Origin of the sequence: Mesorhizobium sp. M0195 (genome assembly GCF_040322115.1) — a bacterium.
Taxonomy (GTDB): Bacteria; Pseudomonadota; Alphaproteobacteria; order Rhizobiales; family Rhizobiaceae; genus Mesorhizobium.
Genome location: NZ_JAMYSV010000015.1, coordinates 63223 through 84564 on the forward strand (window position 1 = coordinate 63223; position 21342 = coordinate 84564).

Here is a 21342-nt window from a genome sequence, read left to right on the forward strand (position 1 = left end):
ATGTGCCGCTCACAACGGCTTCACGCAGTGTTCACTAAGTTGCAGCTGCAAAAGATGAAACCAAACACCCACCTGATCGTTGTTAGGCGCAGGAGAACACGCACATGCTGATCTACATGCTTGCCACCGCAATGACCGTCGCCATGCTGATCGCTACCGTATTCGGGTTGCATCAGGAAGCACAGCGCGTCCGCGCCAAGGCCAATACCAAGCAGTTCGAAGGCTTCGGCATCCGTAGGCCTTATCGGCATTTCTAGAGTGTTTGTTGACAACGCCGGACCGACCTATCGGGCTGGCGGCGTCGTGGCAACTCACTCGACGTTGTTGTTGTCAGGCTCCCCACCTTCGGTAGCAGCGCCGCTTTCAGCCTCGACACTCTCTTCGATCTCTTCGTCTGCCTGCGGCTCCGAAATCCGCTCCACCGAAACGACCTTCTCGCCCTCTGCGGTATTAAAGATCGTAACGCCCTTGGTGGCGCGGCTGGCGAAACGAATGCCGTTGACCGGGACGCGGATGACGGTTCCGCCATCCGAAACCAGCATGATCTGATCATCATTGCCGACCGGGAAGGTCGCCACCAGGCGGCCGATTTCGGCCGTTTTCGACACGTCGGTGGCGCGGATACCCTTGCCGCCGCGACCGGTCAGGCGGAAATCGTACGACGACGAACGCTTGCCGTAGCCATATTCCGTCACCGTCAGCACGAACTGCTCATGTGCCTTGAGGAATTCGTAGCGCTCGTCCGAAAGCTCCGCCTCTTCGCCGACCTCTTCATTGGTGAGCTGGATTTCTTCCTCCTCGCCGGCCGCGATGTCAGCAGCGAGCCGGCGTTCGGCCACCACCCGCTTGAGATAGGCGGCACGCTCCGCCGGCGGCGCATCGACATGCTCGATCACCGCCATCGAGATCACCCGGTCGCCATCGGCCATCGCAATGCCGCGCACGCCGACCGAATTGCGGCTCTGGAAGACGCGTACGTCGCTGACCGGAAAGCGGATGCACTGGCCGGAACTTGCCGTCAAAAGCACGTCGTCATTGTCGGTGCAGGTCTCGACGCCGAGGATCTCGTCGCCTTCCTCGTCCAGCTTCATGGCGATCTTGCCGTTGCGGTTGACCTGGACGAAGTCCGACAGCTTGTTGCGACGCACGGTGCCGCGCGTGGTGGCAAACATGACGTCGAGCTCGCCCCAACTCGTCTCGTCCTCCGGCAGCGGCATGATCGTGGTGATGCGCTCGCCCTGTTCGAGCGGCAGCATATTGATCAGCGCCTTGCCGCGCGATTGCGGGTTGCCGATCGGCAGGCGCCAGACCTTTTCCTTGTAGACGATGCCGCGCGAGGAGAAGAACAGCACCGGCGTGTGCGTGTTGGCGACGAACAGCCGGGTGACGAAATCCTCTTCCTTGGTCGACATGCCGGAGCGGCCCTTGCCGCCGCGGCGCTGCGCCCGGTAGAGCGACAGCGGCACGCGCTTGATATAGCCGGAATGGCTGACAGTGACGACCATGTCCTCGCGCTGGATCAGGTCCTCGTCTTCCATGTCCGCCCCGCCCTCGGCGAGCTCGGTGCGGCGCGGCGTGCCGAACTCGTCGCGCACGGCGATGAGCTCGTCCTTGACGATCTGCTGGACGCGGGCGCGGGACGAGAGGATGTCCAGGTAGTCCTTGATCTCGTCGCCGATCGTGTTCAGCTCGTCGGCGATCTCGTCGCGGCCGAGCGCGGTCAGGCGCTGCAGGCGCAGTTCGAGGATGGCGCGCGCCTGCTCCTCGGAGAGATTGTAGGTACCGTCCTCGTTGATGCGATGGCGCGGGTCGTCGATCAGAAGAATCAGTGATTCCACGTCGCCCGAAGGCCAGCGCCGCTCCATCAACTGCTCGCGCGCCGTCTGCGGGTCCGGAGCGCTGCGGATCAGCTTGATGACTTCATCGATATTGGCAACAGCGATGGCAAGGCCGACCAGCACATGGGCGCGGTCGCGCGCCTTGCGCAGCAGGAATTTCGTGCGCCGGCTGATCACCTCCTCACGGAAGGCGACGAACGCCTTCAGCATATCGGTCAGAGTCAGCAATTCCGGCTTGCCGCCGTTCAGTGCCACCATGTTGGCGCCGAAGGACGTCTGCAGCGGGGTGAAGCGGTAAAGCTGGTTGAGAATGACATCGGCGACCGCGTCGCGCTTCAGTTCGATGACGACGCGGTAGCCCTGGCGGTCGCTCTCGTCGCGAATGTCGGAAATGCCCTCGATGCGCTTGTCGCGCACCAGCTCGGCCATCTTCTCGATCATCGACGCCTTGTTCACCTGATAGGGAACCTCGGTGATGACGATCGATTCACGATCGTTGCCGCGCGCCTCGACGTTGACGCGGCCGCGCATGACGATGGAGCCGCGGCCGGTCGAATAGGCGCTGTAGATGCCGGAGCGGCCGAGCACGATGCCGCCGGTCGGGAAATCCGGCCCCGGAATGATCTCCATCAGTGCCGGAAGGTCGATCGCCGGATTGTCGATGAGGGCAATGGCGCCGTTGCAGACCTCGCCCAGATTGTGCGGCGGGATGTTGGTGGCCATGCCGACGGCGATACCGCCGGAGCCGTTGACCAACAGGTTCGGGAAGCGCGCCGGCAGGACTTTCGGTTCGCTGCCCGACGCATCGTAAGTGTCCTGGAAATCGACGGTGTCCTTGTCGATGTCTTCCAGCAACTCATGCGCGACCTTGGTCAGCCGCGATTCCGTGTAGCGCATCGCCGCCGGCGGATCGCCGTCGATCGAGCCGAAATTGCCCTGCCCGTCGATCAGCGGCACGCGCAGCGACCAATCCTGCGCCATGCGCACCAAAGCGTCGTAGATCGAGGCGTCGCCATGCGGATGGTATTTACCCATCACGTCGGCGACCGGGCGTGCCGATTTCACATATTTGCGGTTCCAGTGATAGCCGCTCTCATAGGCGGCGTAGAGGATGCGGCGATGCACCGGCTTGAGGCCGTCGCGCACGTCCGGCAGCGCGCGGCTGACGATCACGCTCATGGCGTAATCGAGATAGGAGCGCTGCATCTCCTCGATGATGGATATCGGCTCGATGCCGGTGGGGCCGCCGTCGGCGCCGCGCGGTGTCTTTTGGTCGGTCAAATCGGATCACAATCTAATCAGGAATCACTTGGTGCTTATATAGGAAGCCAGCCTGAAACTCCAACAATCGCGGCAGTTTTCCAGTGTGGTTTTTAGCGGCAAATTCAAAAGGATAAACCAATTGCGACGATATGGCCGTGCACCCTTTCACGGGCGTCGCCGGCGGGCGCGATAAGTACCCGGCGCCTCGCCCATCAGCCGCCGGAAACGGCGATTGAAGGTTGATAGATCGTTGAATCCCGCCGAAAAGGCAATCGCCGAAATCGTCTGATCCGACGTCCGCAGCCGCACGGCTGCCCTGTGCAGCCGCGCTCTCAGCAGGAATTGGTAGGGCGTCATACCGGCAACGTGCCGGAAGGTGCGCAGGAAATGGTAAGGGCTGGTGGCGGTCTCGTCGGCGAGTTCGGCAAGCGAGATCGGCCGGTCCGCATCGACTTCGATGCGCCGCACCGCTTCGGCGACACGCTTCTGGTCACGGCGGCTCGGCGTCCGTCCCCGATCCGTAGCGCTGCAAGCCGCTGTTACCGCGGCACCGGCAATGCGCAGGGCGAGTTCCTCGAACGCGCCGGTGTCGGCCATCTCGCGCGCCGCCTCCGCTTCGGCAAGCAGCGGCACCAGCGCCGGCAAGGGCGGCAGGCGCGGCGTGCCGAAATCGAGCGTCTTGGCGCCCGGCACGGCGGCGACGATCCGCTCCATATAGGCCGGTCCGAAATGGAAGGAGAGGCAGCGGTCGCCGGCGCCATGCTCGTGACCGCATTCATAGCATGTGCCGGGATTGCCGAGCAGGAGCGCGCCCGGCGCCAGCATCGCCGTGCCCTCGCGCGCACGATAGCGGAAGGTGCCATTGGTTACGGCGGCAACGCAGAAATCCCGATGCTCCTCCTCGAATGGCCTGTCGGCGGCGCTGGCGGTGCAGATGACATCCGACACCTGCCAGCCTCGGCCCGACGCCAGCCTGTGCGCGCTCGTCGTCATCGCCGAAACATAGCAACTTTTCCCAAGCGCAGAACCCCTGTCGGCCTCTATGCTTGCCGGTCTCCTGACAAGATGAGAGCGAAGCCATGTCCAATTCCTTTGCCAAGGCCCTGCACAGCGATGGGCCCGTACCGGCCCTTGCCGAGAAACTGAATCTTTATGGCCGCTTCGTCGGCGCCTGGACGTTCGACGCCACGCGCCATCTCGAGGACGGTCAGGTGCTGACCGGGCGCGGCGAAGTGCATTTCGGCTGGGTGCTCGAAGGCCGCGCGATCCAGGACGTATGGATCCTGCCTGCCCGTGACGCCGGCCCCTCGCCCTCGCTCGGCAAATGGACCTTCTATGGCACGACGTTGCGCGTCTACGATCCCGGCGTTGACGCCTGGCACATCTTCTGGAGCGATCCGCGCAATCAGTACTACAGCCGCCAGCTCGGCCGTGCCGAGGGCGACACCATCATCCAGCAAGGCGCAGACGGCACCGGATCTGCTGTGCGCTGGAGCTTTTCGCGCATCACCGAAAATTCGTTCCGCTGGCTGGGCGAACGCTCACAGGACGACGGCGCCACCTGGCGTCTCGAAGTCGAGTTTCTGGCGCGCCGGGCCGACAGCCCCTGATCCGCACCGTTTCCACTGGCTCCGCTTTGCTCTACCAATCCCGTTATCCGGCTTTGCCGGCGGGGAGGGTCAGCATGCCGAGCTTCGACAGCCTGTTCAACGCCTTCGTCACCATACTGGTGACGATCGATCCGCCCGGCCTGGCGCCGCTCTTCCTCGCCGTGACCCGCGGCATGAACCGCGAGGAGCGCAACCAGGTCTCCGTGCGCGCCTCGGTCATCGCCTTCCTGGTAATGGCGTTGTTCGCAATCGCCGGCGCGTCGATCCTGTCAGTCTTCGGCATCACTCTGCCGGCCTTCCGCGTCGCCGGCGGCTTTCTGCTGTTCTTCATCGCCTTCGAAATGGTGTTCGAGCGCCGGCAGGACCGCAAGGAGAAGATCGGCGACGTCGCCATCACCAGGGACATGATCCACAACATCGCCGCCTTTCCGCTGGCGATCCCGCTTATTGCCGGTCCCGGCGCGATTTCGGCGACCGTCCTGCTCTCAAGCTCGTTTCAGGGTTTGGGCGCGCAGATAGCGCTTGTCGGCATCATCGCCATCTGCCTCGTCATCACCTACCTGGTGTTCGTGCTGTCAGAGCGCATCGACCGTATCCTCGGCCAAACCGGCCGTTCGATCCTGACAAGGCTGCTCGGCGTCATCCTGGCGGCGCTCGCCGTACAGTTCGTCGCCGACGGCATCAAGGCGCTGATGGCGACGTAGGAACAGCCCTACTTCGCTGTCGTTTCAATGACTTCGAAGTCGTGGGTAATCTCGGCAGTCTTGGCCATCATTGCCGAGGCCGAGCAGTATTTCTCGATCGAAAGCCCGATCGCCCGCTTCACCTTGTCGTGTGATAGCGCCCGGCCCTTGACGACAAAATGCATGTGAATGCGGGTGAACACCCTGGGATCGGCTTCTGCACGGTCGGCATCGAGTTCGACCACGCAATCTTCGACCGCCTCGCGCCCCTTTTCGAGGATATGGACCACGTCATAGGCCGAGCAGCCGCCAGTGCCGATCAGCATCAGTTCCATTGGGCTCGGCCCCGGCGTCTTGCCCTCCGGCCCGAACGCAGTGCCTAGCACCAGCTTGTGCCCACTGGCGGACTCGCCGACGAAAGTGCGCTCCTCGACCCATTTGACCCTTGCCTTCACCTGATACGTCCTTTCACCGCTCAAACGCACAACGTCCCGAAAATCCAAGACAGATTTTCGGGACGCCATTTCGTGGCCAAGGTGCCGGCGCTTTTCGCCGCAAGGGCAGTCCGCCCCGAGAAATCAGAACGGGATTTCGTCGTCCAGCTCGCGCGACGAACCACCGCCGCCGCCCTTGTTGGCGCCACCACGATTGAAACTTTCGCCCGGGCCGGACTGGCCGAAATCGGAACCGCGGCTCGCACCACCACCGGCATAGTTGCCGACCTGGCCGCCGCCCTCACCCCGCGCATCGAGCATCTGCAGCTCGCCGCGGAATTTCTGCAACACGATTTCGGTCGTATAGCGGTCATTGCCGGTCTGGTCCTGCCATTTGCGCGTCTGCAGCTGGCCCTCGACATAGACCTTCATGCCCTTCTTCAGATACTGCTCGGCCACCTTGGCGATCTGGTCGTTGAAGATCACGACATTGTGCCACTCGGTCTTTTCCTTGCGCTCTCCGGACGTCTTGTCGCGCCAGCTTTCCGACGTCGCGATGCGGATGTTGACGACCGGGTCACCCGAATTCAGGCGGCGGATTTCAGGGTCCGCCCCGAGGTTGCCCACCAGAATGACCTTGTTGACACTACCCGCCATGATACTTCTCCGCGCTCATCCGAAACCAGATTTTTGTCGCCGCACCTTACAGGCTATGGACAATCCCTGCCTGCCGTCGCTGCCTTTTCCCACAACGTTTTTGTTCTCTTTTCGTTCTATAGGAGAGGCCCTGCACTGTCAATAGTTGTCAGTAAGAAGTAGTGTCTTGGCGTCGAATTTCCACAGACCATGGGATCGAGGCGAACTCAATGAAGATGGTTGCGCATGACGATCAGCCGCAAGAAGAGTGGCGGACGGGAGTAAAGACCCGCATGCATGTCTCGGCCTGCAACGGCGCAACTCAACTTTGCATATTCGAACAATGGGTCGAACCCGCGGTTGGCGCCCCGACACATTGGCACCCGGTCGAGGAAGTGCTTACCGTCATCGCTGGCAGAGCCGAGATGTGGATCGATGACGAGCATCTCGTCTTGACTGCCGGACAGTCGCTAGTTGTTGCCGCGCACAGGCAACATGGCTTCCGAAACGTCGGCTCCGAATTGCTTCATATTCATGCTGTGCTCGCGTCACCAGTTTTCGAGGCGACGTTCAACGGATCCCCCGACATGGTGAGACGCTGGCTTCCAGCGAGTTTGTAAAACCTCGCCTGTCTTAAAAAACACCGCCTGTCTTAAAAAACACGGCTTGCCAAACCGATAAGTATTGACTTATGCTTTCGACATGATCGAAGCAGACATTTTTCGGGCACTGGCGGATCCAACGCGTCGCGCCGTCTATGAGCGGCTCGCCGACGGCGAGATGACGGTGTCGGAACTGCGCACTGGCATACCGGTATCGCAGCCGGCGGTATCGCAACATCTCGCAGTGCTGCGCGGCGCCGGCCTCGTGGTCGAGCGCCGGGCCGGTCGCAACGCCTATTACCGCGTCGATCCGAAGGGGCTTGCGCCACTGCTCGGCTGGATCGAACGCTACCGTGCGTTCTGGCCAGAGCGCATCGAAAGGCTCAAGACGGTTTTGAAGGACATGGACCAATGACCAGCCGAGGCAAAGAACGCGCCGAAATGGCCGCAGACAAGATCGAGTTCGAGTGCGAGCGGCCCGAACCGCCGGAAAAGGTGTGGCGGGCGCTGACGGTGCCGGACCTGCTCGCGGCCTGGATGATGCCGAACGACATCAAGCCCGAAATCGGCAACCGTTTTGCCTTTAAAGCGCCGAATGCGCCGATCGAGTGCGAAATCCTCGACGCGGATCCCGGACGGCTGCTGCGCTATTCCTGGCGGGAGCGGCCGGCGCCCGGCGATACGCAGGTGCCGCCCGGTAGCCCGGTGGAAAGCCCAATGAACGATAGCCCAGTGGACAGCATCGTCACCTTTACGCTCGACCGCACCGTTTCCGGCGGCACGCATCTGCGCATCGTCCATGATGGTTTTGCTCGGGCAGCAGTGCCGGAGATCGCGATGGCAGGCGCCGGTTGCCGACTTTCGTTTGAAGCGCGTACTCCCAAGTACAAGCAGATCGCCGCAAACACCCCGCGCCTCTTTATGCGCGCGGCCTGAACGACGACCGTCAAAGGAGATAACGATGAGCGGCCTTGCCAATTTGGTGCCGATGGTGATCGAGCAATCGAGTCGCGGCGAACGTGCCTTCGATATATTTTCGCGGCTGCTGCGCGAGCGCATCGTCTTCATCAACGGGCCGATCGACGACGGCACCTCGGCGCTGGTCTGCGCCCAGCTTCTGTCGCTGGAATCCGACAATCCCGACAAGGAGGTCTCGCTCTACATCAACTCGCCGGGTGGCGTGGTGACCAGCGGTTTCGCCATCTACGATACGATGCAGTATATCAGCTGCCCGGTCTCCACCGTTTGTATGGGCTTCGCCGCCTCGATGGCCTCGTTTCTCCTGATGGCGGGCACGCCAGGGCGGCGTATCGCGCTACCCAACACCAGCATCGTGCTGCATCAGCCTCTCGGCGGTTTCCAGGGCCAAGCCTCCGATATCCAGCGCCATGCCGAGGGCATCCTTCGCACCAAGCGGCGCATGACCGATCTTTACGCCCACCATTGCGGCCGCACCTACGAAGAAGTGGAACGCACGCTCGACCGCGACTTTTTCATGACCGCCCAGGAGGCCAAGGATTGGGGACTCGTCGACCATGTTTTCGACACTCGCAAGCAGGCCGCATGAACGAGTTGGGCCGGCGGACGCAACCGAGGCGATTGAGCGCCCGCAACTTCAGCGCCATCGGTCTGGTCTTGCCGCCATCACGGCACTATAGTCCGGGGATGACCGCCAGCCGTTCGTCCAGCCTGTTATGCCTTGCTACCGCTACTGTGGCCGGCACGAACATGCTGGTGGACATGGCATTTGCCCAAGATAATTCGACGTCTTCGCAAAAGGGCGCCCTGCCCGGCGTGACCAGCGACTATCGCATCGCCGAGCCAGCGCCGCAGCCTGAGCCCGACGACGCGGTTCCAAGCAGCGGCAACGGCACGTTCAAGATCGGCGATACCGACGTTCGGATTTCCGGCAGCATAACCATCGATGTCGCTACCGGCGGGATCAGGCCCCCCAGCCGGTAAGTTCGCCTGGCATGCACCACAAATGTGCGCTTCAAACGAACAGCCCCGTCATTGCTTGTGCAATTGACGGGGCTTCTTGGATCTAAAATCCAAATTGCCGGGAGTGTACTGCCGGCTTTTTATTTCGGATGCTTCGCGGCGTTCAGCCGACGATCCGACTAGCAGTCTCTGATTGTTGTGGGGATCGGCAGGTCAACGTTGGCAGGTAGCGCAAATGCCTGGCCTAGCCACTTATACCTGCCGCGGCTCCAGCGACACGTGGAGCCTCAAGGAACTGTCCGGTGGAGTCATGCCTCTGCTCTCCTTCTGTTCGTTGCGACTGTCGTCGTCGAAGCGCTCATCGCATAACCCGCGGCGTCTCGCAGGCTAGCCCCAGGCCGCGAGGCCATCGAAAGACGGCCGGCTTCGTTGACGTTTGGAGTCTGCCCCCGTGACAGATGGACGTCAACCTTGAATGGCCGATTGCCGAAAAATGTGATCGCGAGACGCTTTGTGAACCCCGGGTGAACCCAGCCGCACGGGCAGCTTTTGTCAGGAGCGTGTTCGGCCTTTGTTCTTTCCGCTTGCCCGTTCGCGCGAAAGGCGGTTAAACGCTTTGGTCGAGAGTTGTGGCGTCTCTCGAAAAGGCGGCGAAATTACCTACATAGGGGATGGTCGGGAAAACCCGCCCATCCCACGAATTCCAGATTCTGAGGCGGCGACCGGCGATGGCCGACCATAAATATCTCTCCATTCGCGGGGCACGCGAACACAATCTGAAGAATGTCGATCTCGACCTGCCGCGTGACAGCCTGATCGTCATGACCGGTCTGTCGGGGTCGGGCAAGTCGTCGCTTGCCTTCGACACGATCTATGCCGAGGGCCAGCGCCGCTATGTCGAGAGCCTTTCGGCCTATGCACGACAATTCCTCGAAATGATGCAGAAGCCGGACGTCGACCAGATCGACGGCCTGTCGCCAGCCATCTCCATCGAGCAGAAGACCACCTCGAAGAACCCACGTTCGACTGTCGGCACCGTCACCGAGATCTACGATTATATGCGGCTTTTGTTCGCCCGCGTCGGTGTACCCTATTCGCCGGCCACCGGCCTGCCGATCGAGAGCCAGACGGTCTCGCAGATGGTCGACCGGGTGCTTGCAGTCGAGGAAGGCACCCGGCTGTTCATCCTGGCGCCGATGGTGCGCGGCCGCAAAGGCGAGTACCGCAAGGAACTGCTGGAGCTGCAGAAGAAGGGTTTTCAGCGCGTCAAGGTCGATGGCGTCTTCTACGAGATCGCCGACGTGCCCGCGCTCGACAAGAAATACAAGCATGACATCGACGTTGTCGTCGACCGCATCGTCGTGCGCGGCGATCTGGCGACGCGGCTCGCCGATTCCATCGAGACCGCGCTGAAACTTGCAGACGGACTGGCGGTAGCGGAATTTGCCGACAGGCCGCTCGACGCCAGCCAGACCGGCGAGGATTCGGTCAACAAATCGAAGAACGAGACGCATGAACGCATGCTGTTCTCGGAAAAGTTCGCCTGCCCGGTATCCGGTTTCACCATTCCCGAGATCGAGCCCAGGCTGTTCTCCTTCAACAATCCGTTCGGCGCCTGCCCGACCTGCGATGGGCTCGGCAGCCAACGCGCCATCGACGCCAGCCTGGTCGTGCCCGACGAGAATGTCTCGCTGCGCGCCGGCGCCGTCAGCCCTTGGGCGAAATCGACGTCGCCCTATTATGCGCAAACGCTGGAAGCGCTGGGCGTTGCCTACGGCTTCAAGCTCGGCGACAAGTTCAAGGATCTGAGCGAAGAGGCAAAGCAAGCCATCCTGCACGGCACCGGCGAGCGCGAAATCACCTTCCACTACGATGACGGCCTGCGCTCCTACAAGACGACCAAGACCTTCGAGGGCGTCATCCCCAACCTCGAGCGCCGCTGGAAGGAAACCGAATCCGCCTGGATGCGCGAGGAGATCGAGCGCTTCATGTCGGCCACGCCCTGCCCGGCCTGCCGCGGCTATCGGCTGAAGCCCGAGGCGCTCGCGGTCAAGATCGCCGGCAAGCACATTGGCGAGGTCACCGAGCTGTCGATCCGCAAGGCCGACCAGTGGTTCACCGATCTGCCCGCTTCGCTCAACGACAAGCAGAACGAGATTGCGGTGCGCGTGCTCAAGGAAATCCGCGAGCGGCTGCGCTTCCTCAACGATGTCGGGCTCGATTATCTGACGCTGTCGCGCAACTCCGGCACGCTGTCAGGCGGCGAGAGCCAGCGCATCCGTCTTGCCTCGCAGATCGGCTCCGGCCTGACCGGCGTACTTTACGTGCTGGACGAGCCGTCGATCGGTCTGCACCAGCGCGACAATGCCCGCCTGCTCGATACGCTGAAGCATCTGCGCGACATCGGCAACACAGTGATTGTCGTCGAGCATGACGAGGACGCCATCCTGCACGCCGACTATGTCGTCGATATCGGCCCGGCCGCCGGCATTCATGGCGGCCACATCATCGCCCAGGGCACGCCGCAGCAGATCATGGCGACGCCCGCTTCGATCACCGGCAAATATCTGTCGGGCGAGCTCGAAGTGGCGACGCCGGCAGTGCGGCGCGAGGCCAAGAAGAACCGCCGGCTGAAGGTCGTCGGCGCGCGCGGCAACAATCTGAAGAACGTCACCGCCGAAATCCCGCTCGGCACGTTTACCGCCGTCACCGGCGTGTCCGGCGGCGGCAAGTCGACCTTCCTGATCGAGACCCTGTTCAAGGCGGCGTCGCGCCGCATCATGGGCTCGCGCGAGCATCCGGCCGAGCACGACCGCATCGAGGGGCTGGAATTCCTCGACAAGGTCATCGACATCGACCAGTCGCCGATCGGGCGCACCCCGCGCTCCAACCCCGCCACCTATACCGGCGCCTTCACGCCGATCCGCGACTGGTTCGCCGGCTTGCCGGAGGCCAAGGCGCGCGGCTACCAGCCGGGCCGCTTCTCGTTCAACGTCAAGGGCGGCCGCTGCGAGGCCTGCCAGGGCGACGGCGTCATCAAAATCGAGATGCACTTCCTGCCCGACGTCTACGTCACCTGCGACGTCTGCCACGGCAAGCGTTACAACCGCGAAACACTGGACGTCCTGTTCAAGGGCAAGTCGATCGCCGACGTTCTCGACATGACGGTCGAGGAAGGCGTCGATTTCTTCGCCGCCGTGCCAGGCGTGCGCGACAAGCTGGAGACGCTGAAACGGGTCGGCCTCGGCTACATCCATGTTGGCCAGCAGGCAACGACCTTGTCGGGCGGCGAGGCGCAGCGCATCAAGCTTGCCAAGGAACTGTCGCGCAAGGCGACTGGCAAGACGCTCTACATTCTCGATGAGCCAACCACCGGCCTGCATTTCCACGACGTCGCCAAGTTGCTTGAAGTGCTGCACGAGCTGGTCGACCAGGGGAACACGGTCGTCGTCATCGAGCACAATCTAGAGGTGATCAAGACCGCTGACTGGGTTCTCGATCTTGGCCCCGAAGGTGGTGACGGCGGCGGCGAGCTGGTGGCGTCCGGCACGCCGGAGGACATCGTCCGCGAAAAACGCAGCTATACCGGGCAGTTCCTGAGGGAATTGCTGGAGCGGCGCCCCGGAGGCAAGCGCGAAGCGGCGGAGTGATGGCAAAGAACGGTCTCATCACGGTCCAAAGCCGCTTCGGCGTGACCGAAACCATCGATCGCCCGGTCGAAACTGTCGAACGTGCAGGATTGCTGGTCTTCGCCCGCATTGATCACGCCGCTGGTGCGCGCAGCGTCGAAACATCACTGTGTCCAACCCAGCTCCTGATTTTCGGCAATCCGAAAGGCGGTACGCCACTGATGCAGGACCGGCAGCTTGCCGGCATCGATCTGCCGGTCAAGGCACTGGCTTGGGAGGACGAGCAAGGCGAGGTCTGGCTTTCCTACAATGACGCACGCTGGCTCGCTGAGCGCCATGGCTTGGGCGACGCCAGTCGCAATGCCGTCGCTGCTATCGCCGACGGCATGGACAAGGTGATTGCGGCCGCTGCCGGCGCGGGCCAGTTTTGATGATGAGAGCCGCTCGGGCCGATGATCTCCCCACGGTGATTTCGCTCACCACCGACGCCTACGCGCCCTACACTGCCCTGTTCGGAGCGCCGCCGATCCCAGTCACCGAGGACTATGCGCCGCGCATCCAACGCGGCGAGGTCTGGCTTTTGGAGCAGAACGGACAGCCGGCCGGCTTGATCGTTCTCGAACGACATGCGGACCATACAATGATCTTCAGCGTTGCCGTTGCGCCAGCCTTTCAGGGCAAGGGTTTCGGCATCGGGCTGCTCGACTGGGCCGAGCAACAGACGCGCTTGTGGAGCTTGCCTGAAATCCGACTCTACACCAATGCCAGAATGGAACGGAACGTTTCGTTGTATAAGGCCTACGGCTTTCGCGAAACGGGTCGCCGGCCCAATCCATATCGGCCAGGATGGACGGTCGTCGACATGGCGAAAGCCGTCGAGACGACCGCCATCGCGTGATCCTTTTCTGCGAACCGGGAGGACGACCATGACTCAATCAGGAACAATCCGCGCCGGCATGGGCGGCTGGACCTTCGAGCCGTGGGACACGTCCTTCTACCCGGACAAATTGTCGAAGGCCAAGCAACTGCATTATGCCAGCCGGCAGGTGCCCACCATCGAGGTCAACGGCACCTATTATTCGAGCTTCAAGGAACCGACCTTCGTCAAATGGGCCAACGAGGCGCCGGATGGTTTCGTCTATTCGCTGAAGGGCAACCGCTTCGTCACCAACCGCCGCGTGCTCGGCGAGGCCGGGGATTCGATCATGCGCTTCCTCGGGTCGGGCGTCGCGGCACTTGGCAACAAGCTCGGGCCGATCCTGTGGCAGTTCGCGCCGACCAAGAAATTCGACCCGGACGATTTCGAGGCCTTCCTCAAGCTGTTGCCGGAAAAGCAGGACGGCGTTGCGCTGCGTCACGCGGTCGAGGTGCGCAACGACAGCTTCGTCGTGCCGGAGTTCGCCGCCTTGGCGCGAAAGCACAAGGCCGCCATCGTCTATGCCGACCACGCCAAATATCCGGGGATTGCCGACGTTACCGGCGATTTCATCTATGCGCGGCTGCAGACCGGGAACGACGACAATCCCGATTGCTACACGCCAAAGGCGCTCGACGAATGGGCGGCGCGCGCAAAAACCTGGGCGGAAGGCAAGGTGCCGGCCGACCTCTCGCGTGCCGATCCTTCAACCGACGCGCCGGTCAAGCCACGCGATGTGTTCGTCTACTTCATCACAGAGGGCAAGGTCCGCGCTCCATTCGGCGCCATCGCCCTGATGAAGCGGGTCGCAGGCTGACGCCCGCTGTCGGTGGTCCGCGTGGCTTGGTCCTAAACTACCGGCTATGCGGCGCGTTCGTCCGGACGCCGATCAACCCTGACGATCTCGTTAAAGGCATCGAGATCGACATAGAAGACCTTGGTGATCTCCGCGATGAGTTCGTCGTGGTCATACCCCTGCGATTTCAGAATGTTGATGGCTGTCAGGATGTCGACGCGCTCCGTGAGCCGTCGTTTCTGGTAGTCCTCGACATAGCACTCCATTGACTGGCCCTGGCTCCCAAGCACCCGAAATGTTGGACGACAACAGATCGCTCGAAGGGAAGGGCTTGCGCGCAAGCGTGCCGACGCATCCGCGCCTTCCCCTGATCTGCCAAGTTGAAACTGGTACGGAAAGCGGCCGACTCACCAAGGCCAAGCAAAATCTAGCACGCAATCTGCAGCGCGCCAGAGTTGCAAAGTAATAGAATCAATAAGAATTCAGACGGTCAGGAATTTGCGGACGTCCGCCCGGTCGAGATCCTCGGCCGAGCCGGTATGAACGATCTGGCCACGGTCCATGATGTTGACCTCGTCGGCCAATTCCCGGCAGAAGTCGAGATACTGTTCGACCAGGAGCACGGGGATGCCGGCCTGGTCGCGCAGATAGCGGATGGCGCGGCCAATATCCTTGATGATCGACGGCTGGATGCCTTCGGTCGGCTCGTCGAGCACCAGCAGTTTAGGCCGCATCACCAGTGCCCTACCGATGGCAAGCTGCTGCTGCTGGCCGCCGGAAAGATCACCGCCTCGGCGCGCGAGCATCTGCTTCAGCACCGGAAACAATTCGAAGACGTGACCGGGAATGTTGCGGTCGGCGCGCTTCAGCGGCGCGAAGCCAGATTCGAGGTTTTCCCGCACCGTAAGCAGCGGAAATATCTCCCTGCCCTGCGGCACGAATGCGATGCCCGACCGGGCGCGATCATACGCCGCGCTCCGGTCGAGCGCCTTCCCCTCGAAGGCAACGCTTCCGCTCGTCAGCCGATGATGGCCGACGATCGATCTCATCAAACTGGTCTTGCCGACGCCGTTGCGACCGAGCACGCAGGTGATCTTGCCGGCGCGGGCTGTCAGCGAGACACCGCGCAGCGCCTGAGCGGCGCCGTAATGCAGCGTGGCATTGGAGACTTCGAGCATGGTCAGCGCTTTCTCCAACGCGTGAAGAACGAAAGGTCGAAATGATGGAACGGAACGCGCCAGACCATGATCATCTCCCCAGGTAGACTTCGACGACGCGCTCGTCGGCCGAAACGAAGTCGAGGCTGCCCTCGGAAAGCACCGAGCCTTCGTGCAGGCAGGTAACCTTGACGCCGAGCTCGCGCACGAAATGCATGTCGTGCTCGACGACGATGACCGAATGGTCGCGCGCGATATCCCTGAGCAGCCGCGCGGTTTCCTCGGTCTCGGCGTCGGTCATGCCGGCAACCGGCTCATCGACCAGCAGCAGCAGCGGATCCTGCGCCAGAAGCATGCCGATCTCGAGCCATTGCTTTTGGCCGTGGCTCAGATTGGCGGCGAGTTCGTCGCGCTTGTCGCCAAGCCGGATGATGCCGAGGATGTCGTCGATCTGCCGCACTTCCGCGGCCGAGCGACGATGGAACAGTGCCGGGAAGATCGAGCGCGGGCCTTTCAGCGCCAGCATCAGATTGTCCTCGATCGTGTGGCTTTCAAAGACGGTCGGCTTCTGGAATTTACGGCCGATGCCCATCATGGCGATTTCGGCCTCGTCGTGTTTGGTCAGATCGACCTCACCGTTGAAGAAAACCTCGCCCGCATCGGGCCGCGTCTTGCCGGTGACGATGTCCATCATCGTCGTCTTTCCGGCGCCGTTGGGGCCGATGATCGCCCGCATCTCGCCTTTGTCGAGCACCAGCGAAAGGTTGTTGATGGCGCGAAAACCGTCAAAGGAAACCGAAACGCCGTCGAGATAGAGGATGGTGTTGCTCTTCGACATCAGACCATCACTCCGCCGGCTGCGGTTCGGCGCTGGAGGCCGACCAGTCGCCCGGCCTTCTCGCCGCCGAACGGTCGGTTTTCGGCGGCACCGGCGCATCGGGATCGATCCCGGCTTCCTCGGCAACCGAGGCCGCCCGCAACGCCTTGGCGTTGCCGCGCCAGGAATCCCACATGCCGATGATGCCCTTGGGCAGGAACAGCGTGACGGCGACAAACAGTCCGCCCAGCGCAAACAACCAGAATTCAGGCAGCACGCCGGTGAACCAGGATTTACCGGCATTGACCAAAAGCGCGCCGATGATCGGCCCGACGATGGTGCCGCGCCCGCCGACGGCCGCCCACACCACCACCTCGATCGAATTGGACGGCTCGAATTCGCCAGGGTTGATGATGCCGACCTGCGGTACGTAAAGCGCACCGGCGATGCCGGCCATCACCGCCGACACGGTGAAGGCGAACAGTTTGACGTTCTCCGCCCGCCAGCCGAGAAAGCGCGTGCGGCTTTCGGCGTCGCGCACCGCCATCAAAAGCTTGCCGTATTTGGAACCGACGATTGCCCAGGTGACGAAGACGGCGAGCGCCAGCATGACGGCGCTAGCCGCGAACAGCGCCGAGCGTGTCATGTCGGCCTGCACGTTGAAGCCTAGAATATCCTTGAAGTCGGTCAGGCCGTTATTGCCGCCGAAACCCATGTCGTTTCGGAAAAAGGCAAGCAGCAGCGCATAGGTCATCGCCTGGGTGATGATCGACAGATAGACGCCGGTGACGCGGCTGCGGAAGGCAAACCAGCCGAAGACGAAGGCGAGCAGGCCGGGTACTGCAAGCACCATGATCGCGGCAAACCAGAAATGGTCGAAACCGTACCAGAACCACGGCAGTTCCTTGTAGTTCAGGAACACCATGAAGTCCGGCAGCAGCGGATTGCCGTAGACGCCGCGCGAGCCGATCTGGCGCATCAGATACATGCCCATCGCATAGCCGCCGAGCGCGAAGAAGGCGCCGTGGCCGAGCGAGAGGATGCCGCAATAGCCCCAGACGAGATCGAGCGCCAAGGCGAGCAGTGCATAGCAGAGATATTTGCCGGTGAGCGCGACGATATAGGACGGCACGTAAAACGCACTTGTCGGCGAGACCGCAAGATTGAGCAGCGGCACGACGATTGCAACCGCCAGCAAGATGAAGATGGTGATGGCGACGCGGCGGTCGGCGCCGGCGGCAAAGAAGCGCCCCGTGATCATGCTTCCACCGACCTGCCCTTGAGCGCGAACAGACCGCGCGGGCGTTTCTGGATGAACAGGATGATCAGCACCAGGACGACGATCTTGCCGAGCACCGCTCCGGCATAGGGTTCGAGGAATTTGTTGACAATGCCGAGCGAGAAGGCGCCGACCAGCGTGCCCCAGAGATTGCCGACGCCGCCGAAAACGACGACCATGAAGCTGTCGATGATGTAGCCGCGGCCGAGATTGGGCGAGACATTGTCGATCTGGCTGAGCGCGACGCCGGCGATGCCGGCAATGCCGGACCCCAATGCAAAGGTCAGGGCATCGACCCACGGCGTCCTGATGCCCATAGAGGCGGCCATCCGGCGATTGGCCGTGACGGCACGCATCTGCAGCCCCCAGGGCGTGCGTTTCATCACGTAAAGCAGCACCGCGAAGACGCCGAGCGCAAAAGCCAGGATCCAGAGCCGGTTCCAGGTGACCGAAAGCTGGCCGATCGCGAACGAACCTGACATCCAGGATGGGTTGCCGACCTCCTGGTTAGTCGGCCCGAAGATGGTGCGCACCGCCTGCTGCAGGATCAGCGAGACACCCCATGTCGCCAGCAGGGTCTCCAGCGGCCGGCCATAGAGGAAGCGGATCAGCCCGCGCTCGATGACAAGGCCGACGAGCGCCGCCACCAGGAAGGCCAGCGGCAGGGCGATGACCAGCGACCAGTCGAACAGGCCGGGAAAGGAATTGCGGATAACCTCCTGCACGACGAAGGTCGTGTAGGCGCCCAGCATGACCATCTCGCCATGCGCCATGTTGATGACGCCCATGACGCCGAAAGTGATGGCAAGGCCGATCGCCGCCAGCAGCAGCACCGATCCGAGCGATATGCCGTACCAGATATTCTGGCCGGCATCCCACAGCGCCAGCGTCGAATTGATGTTGGATATCGCCGCAGTCGCCGCGTCCTTCACCGCACCTTCGGAACTGGCCTCCACCGACGTGAGCAGCGACACCGCATCCCGGTCGCCGCGCGCACCGATGAGCGCTATCGCCGCCAGTTTGTCGGCCTCCGGCCTGTCTGAAACGAGAACCGATGCGGCACGGGCCTGTTCGAGCAGCGCCTTGACGCTTGCCGCGCTCTCATTGGCGATCGCGGTGTCGAGCGGGTCGATGTTTGCCGCATCCGGCGTCTTGAACATGGTGTCGGCGGCGGCAATGCGCACGGCCGGATCCTTGGAGCCCAGCGTCAGCGTGCCCAGCGCGTCGCGGATGACGCGGCGCAGCGTGTTGTTGACCTTGATCTTGGTGATGTCGGCCTTGGCTGCTTCGCCAGACTTTTCGCCGGTGAGCGCATCGAGCAGTTCGATGCTGTCGCCGCTCTCCTTGCCGACAAAGACTACTGAATCGGCCTTGCGGACGTAAAGGCTGCCCTCCGCAAGCGCGGCAAGCGGCCGTTCGACGGCTGTGTCGCCGGTTGCCGCAAGCTCGCGCACGACAGCTTCGATCGCTGAAAAATTGGAGGCGGTGGCGAGTTTGGCGACGACCGCGCGCAGATCGGATTCGCTGGCGTTCGACGGCAGCAGCATTCCCAGAAGGAGGAGCAGCATCAGGCCAATCGCGCGGATCAGGATCATCGGTTTCTGGTGGCTGTTGGAGGTTGAATGTCGCCTCCGGGCAGGCTGGAGGACGAGCCCGCCCGGAGGCTTTTGCGGTCTGGGAGGACAGACCGGGAGGATCAGTTGGTTCCCTTGCCGCCGCATTTGCCTGTGGCGACATTGAAGTTGCCGCAGGACAGAGGCGCGCGCCAATCGGAGATCAGGTCCTTGGAGTCAGGCAGGTAGTCGGACCACTCGTCGCCCATCACCAGGCCCGGCGTCTGCGAGACGGTTTCGAACTGGCCGTCGGCCTGGATTTCGCCGATCAGCACCGGCTTGGTGATGTGATGGTTCGGCATCATGGTCGAATAACCACCGGTCAGGTTCGGCACCGAGACGCCGACCATGGCGTCGATGACCTTGTCCGGATCGGTGGTGCCGGCCTTCTCGACCGCCTTCACCCACATGTTGAAGCCGATATAGTGGGCTTCCATCGGATCGTTGGTGGTGCGCTTGTCGTTCTTGATGAACTTGTGCCAGTCGGCGATGAACTTCGCGTTCTCGGGCGTATCGACGCTTTCGAAATAGTTCCAGGCGGCGAGATGGCCGACCAGCGGCGCAGTGTCCAGACCGGCAAGCTCTTCCTCGCCGACCGAGAAGGCCATGACCGGGATGTCCTCGGCCTTGATGCCCTGGTTGCCGAGCTCCTTGTAGAACGGCACGTTGGCGTCGCCATTGACGGTCGAGACGACGGCGGTCTTCTTGCCGGCCGAGCCGAACTTCTTGATCGCCGAGACTTCGGTCTGCCAGTCGGAGAAACCGAACGGCGTGTAGTTGACCATGATGTCTTCGGCGGCAACGCCCTTCGCCTTCAGATAGGCCTCGAGGATCTTGTTGGTGGTGCGCGGGTAGACGTAGTCGGTGCCTTCGAGCACCCAGCGCTTCACCGAACCGCCATCCTCGCTCATCAGATAATCGACGGCCGGAATGGCCTGCTGGTTCGGCGCCGCACCGGTGTAGAACACGTTGCGCTCGCTTTCCTCACCCTCATACTGGACCGGGTAGAACAGGATGTTGTCGAGCTCGCTGAACACCGGCAGCACCGATTTGCGCGACACCGAGGTCCAGCAGCCGAACACCGCGGCGACCTTGTCCTTCGAGATCAGCTCGCGCGCCTTTTCGGCGAACAGCGGCCAGTTGGAAGCCGGATCGACGACCACCGCCTCGAGCTTCTTGCCGAGCAGGCCGCCCTTGGCATTCTGCTCTTCGATGAGCATCAGCATGGCGTCCTTCAGCGTTGTCTCCGAGATCGCCATGGTTCCCGACAGCGAATGGAGGATGCCGACCTTTATGGTGTCGTCGGCCGCCTTGGCGGGAACGCTCATCAGCAGGCCGGCGGTGACCACGCCGGCCGAAAACATTTTTGCTATTGTCGAGAAACTGCCCCTCATACTTTTAAACTCCCAAGCTGGTTAACTGCATCGGGACAGACCATGCAACGGCTGTGCCAATCACCGGAGCAAGTTCGGAGGATTTGAGATTTCCCAGCTCTGTCAGTCGGTTAATGTATTAGCTGCAGGAGATGAACCCCGCCTGCTATGTTCGAAACGAGAAAGGATCACCCATATCAGCCTAAGTTTTACTCACATATAGGCCAATGCATGAATTTTGAGCAGCATCATATGAGCGCTGGTGAGGATTGCAGCGCCGCAGCGAAATGGGCAAGTTTGAACCCCTTTAACGAGCGATCATATGGCTTTCAGAGCTTCTTGCATTTTCACCGCCATGCTTCTGCTGGCGGCGACGACCGTAGCGCGCGCCGGCTTCAGCGACGGCAAGCTGCCGGACGGCTCCTATCATTGCGAAGTCTACCTGCTTGGCATGTTCCTCAGCCTCGGCGACATCACCATCAAGGGAAACGTCTATAGCGGTCCTGTGAGCTTCGGCATCGCGCCGCAGAGCTACAATTACCAGATGGATGCAGACGGCGTGATCACCTGGCTAGGTCCGCTGGGTGGCTATACCAGTGGCGGCAACTCGATCTCGCTTACGCAGGCGACGCTGGAAAGCGGAACCACCCCGTCCTTCGACATCATCATGAAGCAGCCAGACGGCGCCTTTACCGCCTCGACCTGCACGAAGCGTTGAAAAAAGTACGGAACCTGGCGAGGTTCCGTACTCCGAA

23 protein-coding genes are annotated in these 21342 nt (G+C 62.1%); 13 read left to right on the forward strand and 10 right to left on the reverse strand.

Going from position 1 to position 21342, the window contains the following annotated elements; all coding sequences use genetic code 11:
- Positions 1-104: 104 nt before the first annotated feature.
- Positions 105-257 (forward strand): hypothetical protein, encoded by a 153-nt coding sequence (locus tag NKJ12_RS24230; RefSeq protein WP_352478968.1) that lies wholly within the window; start codon positions 105-107, stop codon positions 255-257.
- Between the two features lie 54 nt (positions 258-311).
- On the opposite strand, the gene gyrA is transcribed toward NKJ12_RS24230, so the two are convergent.
- Positions 312-3119 carry a DNA gyrase subunit A gene (gyrA, locus tag NKJ12_RS24235; protein WP_352705498.1) on the reverse strand — a complete coding sequence of 936 codons (2808 nt, stop codon included), beginning with the start codon at positions 3117-3119 and terminating at the stop codon, positions 312-314.
- A 147-nt stretch (positions 3120-3266) separates the two neighbouring features.
- On the reverse strand, positions 3267-4094 hold the full coding sequence (locus NKJ12_RS24240; protein ID WP_352705500.1) for a helix-turn-helix transcriptional regulator: 828 nt from the start codon (positions 4092-4094) through the stop codon (positions 3267-3269).
- 86 nt (positions 4095-4180) lie between these two features.
- Here NKJ12_RS24240 and NKJ12_RS24245 point away from each other — a divergent pair, with 86 nt between their 5' ends.
- Positions 4181-4711 carry a hypothetical protein gene (locus NKJ12_RS24245; protein ID WP_352705502.1) on the forward strand — a complete coding sequence of 177 codons (531 nt, stop codon included), beginning with the start codon at positions 4181-4183 and terminating at the stop codon, positions 4709-4711.
- Positions 4712-4785: 74 nt separating this feature from the next.
- A complete protein-coding gene (locus tag NKJ12_RS24250; protein ID WP_352705504.1) occupies positions 4786-5415 on the forward strand; it encodes a MarC family protein in 630 nt (209 codons plus the stop codon).
- Between the two features lie 8 nt (positions 5416-5423).
- Here NKJ12_RS24250 and NKJ12_RS24255 read toward each other — a convergent pair whose 3' ends face one another.
- Both NKJ12_RS24255 and NKJ12_RS24260 read right to left on the reverse strand, forming a co-directional pair.
- On the reverse strand, positions 5424-5849 hold the full coding sequence (locus NKJ12_RS24255; protein WP_352705506.1) for an OsmC family protein: 426 nt from the start codon (positions 5847-5849) through the stop codon (positions 5424-5426).
- A gap of 123 nt (positions 5850-5972) precedes the next feature.
- On the reverse strand, positions 5973-6485 hold the full coding sequence (locus NKJ12_RS24260) for a single-stranded DNA-binding protein (protein ID WP_352448761.1): 513 nt from the start codon (positions 6483-6485) through the stop codon (positions 5973-5975).
- 209 nt (positions 6486-6694) lie between these two features.
- On the opposite strand from NKJ12_RS24260, the gene NKJ12_RS24265 reads away from it, so the two are divergent.
- From NKJ12_RS24265 to NKJ12_RS24305, 9 genes are all read left to right on the forward strand, one after another.
- On the forward strand, positions 6695-7084 hold the full coding sequence (locus NKJ12_RS24265) for a cupin domain-containing protein (RefSeq protein WP_352620076.1): 390 nt from the start codon (positions 6695-6697) through the stop codon (positions 7082-7084).
- Positions 7085-7166: 82 nt separating this feature from the next.
- On the forward strand, positions 7167-7481 hold the full coding sequence (locus NKJ12_RS24270) for an ArsR/SmtB family transcription factor (protein ID WP_352448759.1): 315 nt from the start codon (positions 7167-7169) through the stop codon (positions 7479-7481).
- The gene (locus NKJ12_RS24275) at positions 7478-8002 is read left to right on the forward strand and encodes an SRPBCC family protein (protein ID WP_352705508.1); all 525 of its coding nucleotides are present in this window, start codon (positions 7478-7480) and stop codon (positions 8000-8002) included. Before NKJ12_RS24270 ends, NKJ12_RS24275 begins: the two co-directional genes overlap by 4 nt.
- Positions 8003-8027: 25 nt before the next feature.
- Complete coding sequence (locus NKJ12_RS24280; protein WP_254817374.1) at positions 8028-8633, forward strand: ATP-dependent Clp protease proteolytic subunit; 606 nt, start codon at positions 8028-8030, stop codon at positions 8631-8633.
- Between the two features lie 98 nt (positions 8634-8731).
- Positions 8732-9028, forward strand: a complete 297-nt coding sequence (locus tag NKJ12_RS24285; protein ID WP_352705562.1) for a hypothetical protein — start codon at positions 8732-8734, stop codon at positions 9026-9028.
- Between the two features lie 707 nt (positions 9029-9735).
- The gene (gene uvrA, locus NKJ12_RS24290) at positions 9736-12657 is read left to right on the forward strand and encodes an excinuclease ABC subunit UvrA (RefSeq protein ID WP_352645584.1); all 2922 of its coding nucleotides are present in this window, start codon (positions 9736-9738) and stop codon (positions 12655-12657) included.
- Entirely contained in the window at positions 12657-13067 is a 411-nt protein-coding gene (locus NKJ12_RS24295) for a DUF302 domain-containing protein (RefSeq protein WP_352705510.1), read from the forward strand. Before uvrA ends, NKJ12_RS24295 begins: the two co-directional genes overlap by 1 nt.
- Positions 13064-13534: a GNAT family N-acetyltransferase gene (locus NKJ12_RS24300; protein WP_352645580.1), complete on the forward strand. Its 471-nt coding sequence runs from the start codon at positions 13064-13066 to the stop codon at positions 13532-13534. Before NKJ12_RS24295 ends, NKJ12_RS24300 begins: the two co-directional genes overlap by 4 nt.
- 28 nt (positions 13535-13562) lie before the next feature.
- On the forward strand, positions 13563-14369 hold the full coding sequence (locus NKJ12_RS24305) for a DUF72 domain-containing protein (RefSeq protein WP_352705512.1): 807 nt from the start codon (positions 13563-13565) through the stop codon (positions 14367-14369).
- Between the two features lie 44 nt (positions 14370-14413).
- Here the strand turns inward: NKJ12_RS24305 and NKJ12_RS24310 are convergent, their stop codons facing one another.
- From NKJ12_RS24310 to urtA, 6 genes are all read right to left on the reverse strand, one after another.
- Positions 14414-14614, reverse strand: coding sequence for a hypothetical protein (locus NKJ12_RS24310; RefSeq protein ID WP_352507871.1), 201 nt, complete (start codon positions 14612-14614; stop codon positions 14414-14416).
- Positions 14615-14830: 216 nt separating this feature from the next.
- Positions 14831-15526 (reverse strand): urea ABC transporter ATP-binding subunit UrtE, encoded by a 696-nt coding sequence (urtE, locus tag NKJ12_RS24315; RefSeq protein WP_352688276.1) that lies wholly within the window; start codon positions 15524-15526, stop codon positions 14831-14833.
- Positions 15527-15596: 70 nt separating this feature from the next.
- Positions 15597-16343, reverse strand: coding sequence for an urea ABC transporter ATP-binding protein UrtD (gene urtD, locus NKJ12_RS24320; RefSeq protein ID WP_352478979.1), 747 nt, complete (start codon positions 16341-16343; stop codon positions 15597-15599).
- Between the two features lie 7 nt (positions 16344-16350).
- Positions 16351-17583 (reverse strand): urea ABC transporter permease subunit UrtC, encoded by a 1233-nt coding sequence (gene urtC / locus NKJ12_RS24325; protein WP_352705514.1) that lies wholly within the window; start codon positions 17581-17583, stop codon positions 16351-16353.
- On the reverse strand, positions 17580-19196 hold the full coding sequence (gene urtB / locus NKJ12_RS24330; RefSeq protein ID WP_352705516.1) for an urea ABC transporter permease subunit UrtB: 1617 nt from the start codon (positions 19194-19196) through the stop codon (positions 17580-17582). The genes urtC and urtB overlap by 4 nt, the downstream gene beginning before the upstream one ends.
- 101 nt (positions 19197-19297) lie before the next feature.
- On the reverse strand, positions 19298-20608 hold the full coding sequence (urtA, locus tag NKJ12_RS24335; RefSeq protein WP_502894309.1) for an urea ABC transporter substrate-binding protein: 1311 nt from the start codon (positions 20606-20608) through the stop codon (positions 19298-19300).
- A 301-nt stretch (positions 20609-20909) separates the two neighbouring features.
- Here urtA and NKJ12_RS24340 point away from each other — a divergent pair, with 301 nt between their 5' ends.
- Positions 20910-21305: a hypothetical protein gene (locus NKJ12_RS24340; protein WP_023674851.1), complete on the forward strand. Its 396-nt coding sequence runs from the start codon at positions 20910-20912 to the stop codon at positions 21303-21305.
- Positions 21306-21342: the final 37 nt, after the last annotated feature.

Excerpts from the sequence above, each read along its gene's own strand:
- urtA (WP_502894309.1), bottom strand. The coding sequence starts at position 20,608 with ATGAGGGGCAGTTTCTCGACAATAGCAAAAATGTTTTCGGCCGGCGTG.
- NKJ12_RS24340 (WP_023674851.1), top strand. The coding sequence starts at position 20,910 with ATGGCTTTCAGAGCTTCTTGCATTTTCACCGCCATGCTTCTGCTGGCG.
- NKJ12_RS24245 (WP_352705502.1), top strand. The coding sequence starts at position 4,181 with ATGTCCAATTCCTTTGCCAAGGCCCTGCACAGCGATGGGCCCGTACCG.
- NKJ12_RS24280 (WP_254817374.1), top strand. The coding sequence starts at position 8,028 with ATGAGCGGCCTTGCCAATTTGGTGCCGATGGTGATCGAGCAATCGAGT.
- NKJ12_RS24305 (WP_352705512.1), top strand. The coding sequence starts at position 13,563 with ATGACTCAATCAGGAACAATCCGCGCCGGCATGGGCGGCTGGACCTTC.
- urtC (WP_352705514.1), bottom strand. The coding sequence starts at position 17,583 with ATGATCACGGGGCGCTTCTTTGCCGCCGGCGCCGACCGCCGCGTCGCC.
- NKJ12_RS24265 (WP_352620076.1), top strand. The coding sequence starts at position 6,695 with ATGAAGATGGTTGCGCATGACGATCAGCCGCAAGAAGAGTGGCGGACG.
- NKJ12_RS24295 (WP_352705510.1), top strand. The coding sequence starts at position 12,657 with ATGGCAAAGAACGGTCTCATCACGGTCCAAAGCCGCTTCGGCGTGACC.
- uvrA (WP_352645584.1), top strand. The coding sequence starts at position 9,736 with ATGGCCGACCATAAATATCTCTCCATTCGCGGGGCACGCGAACACAAT.
- urtE (WP_352688276.1), bottom strand. The coding sequence starts at position 15,526 with ATGCTCGAAGTCTCCAATGCCACGCTGCATTACGGCGCCGCTCAGGCG.
- NKJ12_RS24285 (WP_352705562.1), top strand. The coding sequence starts at position 8,732 with ATGACCGCCAGCCGTTCGTCCAGCCTGTTATGCCTTGCTACCGCTACT.
- NKJ12_RS24260 (WP_352448761.1), bottom strand. The coding sequence starts at position 6,485 with ATGGCGGGTAGTGTCAACAAGGTCATTCTGGTGGGCAACCTCGGGGCG.
- NKJ12_RS24230 (WP_352478968.1), top strand. The coding sequence starts at position 105 with ATGCTGATCTACATGCTTGCCACCGCAATGACCGTCGCCATGCTGATC.
- NKJ12_RS24240 (WP_352705500.1), bottom strand. The coding sequence starts at position 4,094 with ATGACGACGAGCGCGCACAGGCTGGCGTCGGGCCGAGGCTGGCAGGTG.
- NKJ12_RS24270 (WP_352448759.1), top strand. The coding sequence starts at position 7,167 with ATGATCGAAGCAGACATTTTTCGGGCACTGGCGGATCCAACGCGTCGC.
- urtB (WP_352705516.1), bottom strand. The coding sequence starts at position 19,196 with ATGATCCTGATCCGCGCGATTGGCCTGATGCTGCTCCTCCTTCTGGGA.
- NKJ12_RS24310 (WP_352507871.1), bottom strand. The coding sequence starts at position 14,614 with ATGGAGTGCTATGTCGAGGACTACCAGAAACGACGGCTCACGGAGCGC.
- NKJ12_RS24250 (WP_352705504.1), top strand. The coding sequence starts at position 4,786 with ATGCCGAGCTTCGACAGCCTGTTCAACGCCTTCGTCACCATACTGGTG.
- urtD (WP_352478979.1), bottom strand. The coding sequence starts at position 16,343 with ATGTCGAAGAGCAACACCATCCTCTATCTCGACGGCGTTTCGGTTTCC.
- NKJ12_RS24275 (WP_352705508.1), top strand. The coding sequence starts at position 7,478 with ATGACCAGCCGAGGCAAAGAACGCGCCGAAATGGCCGCAGACAAGATC.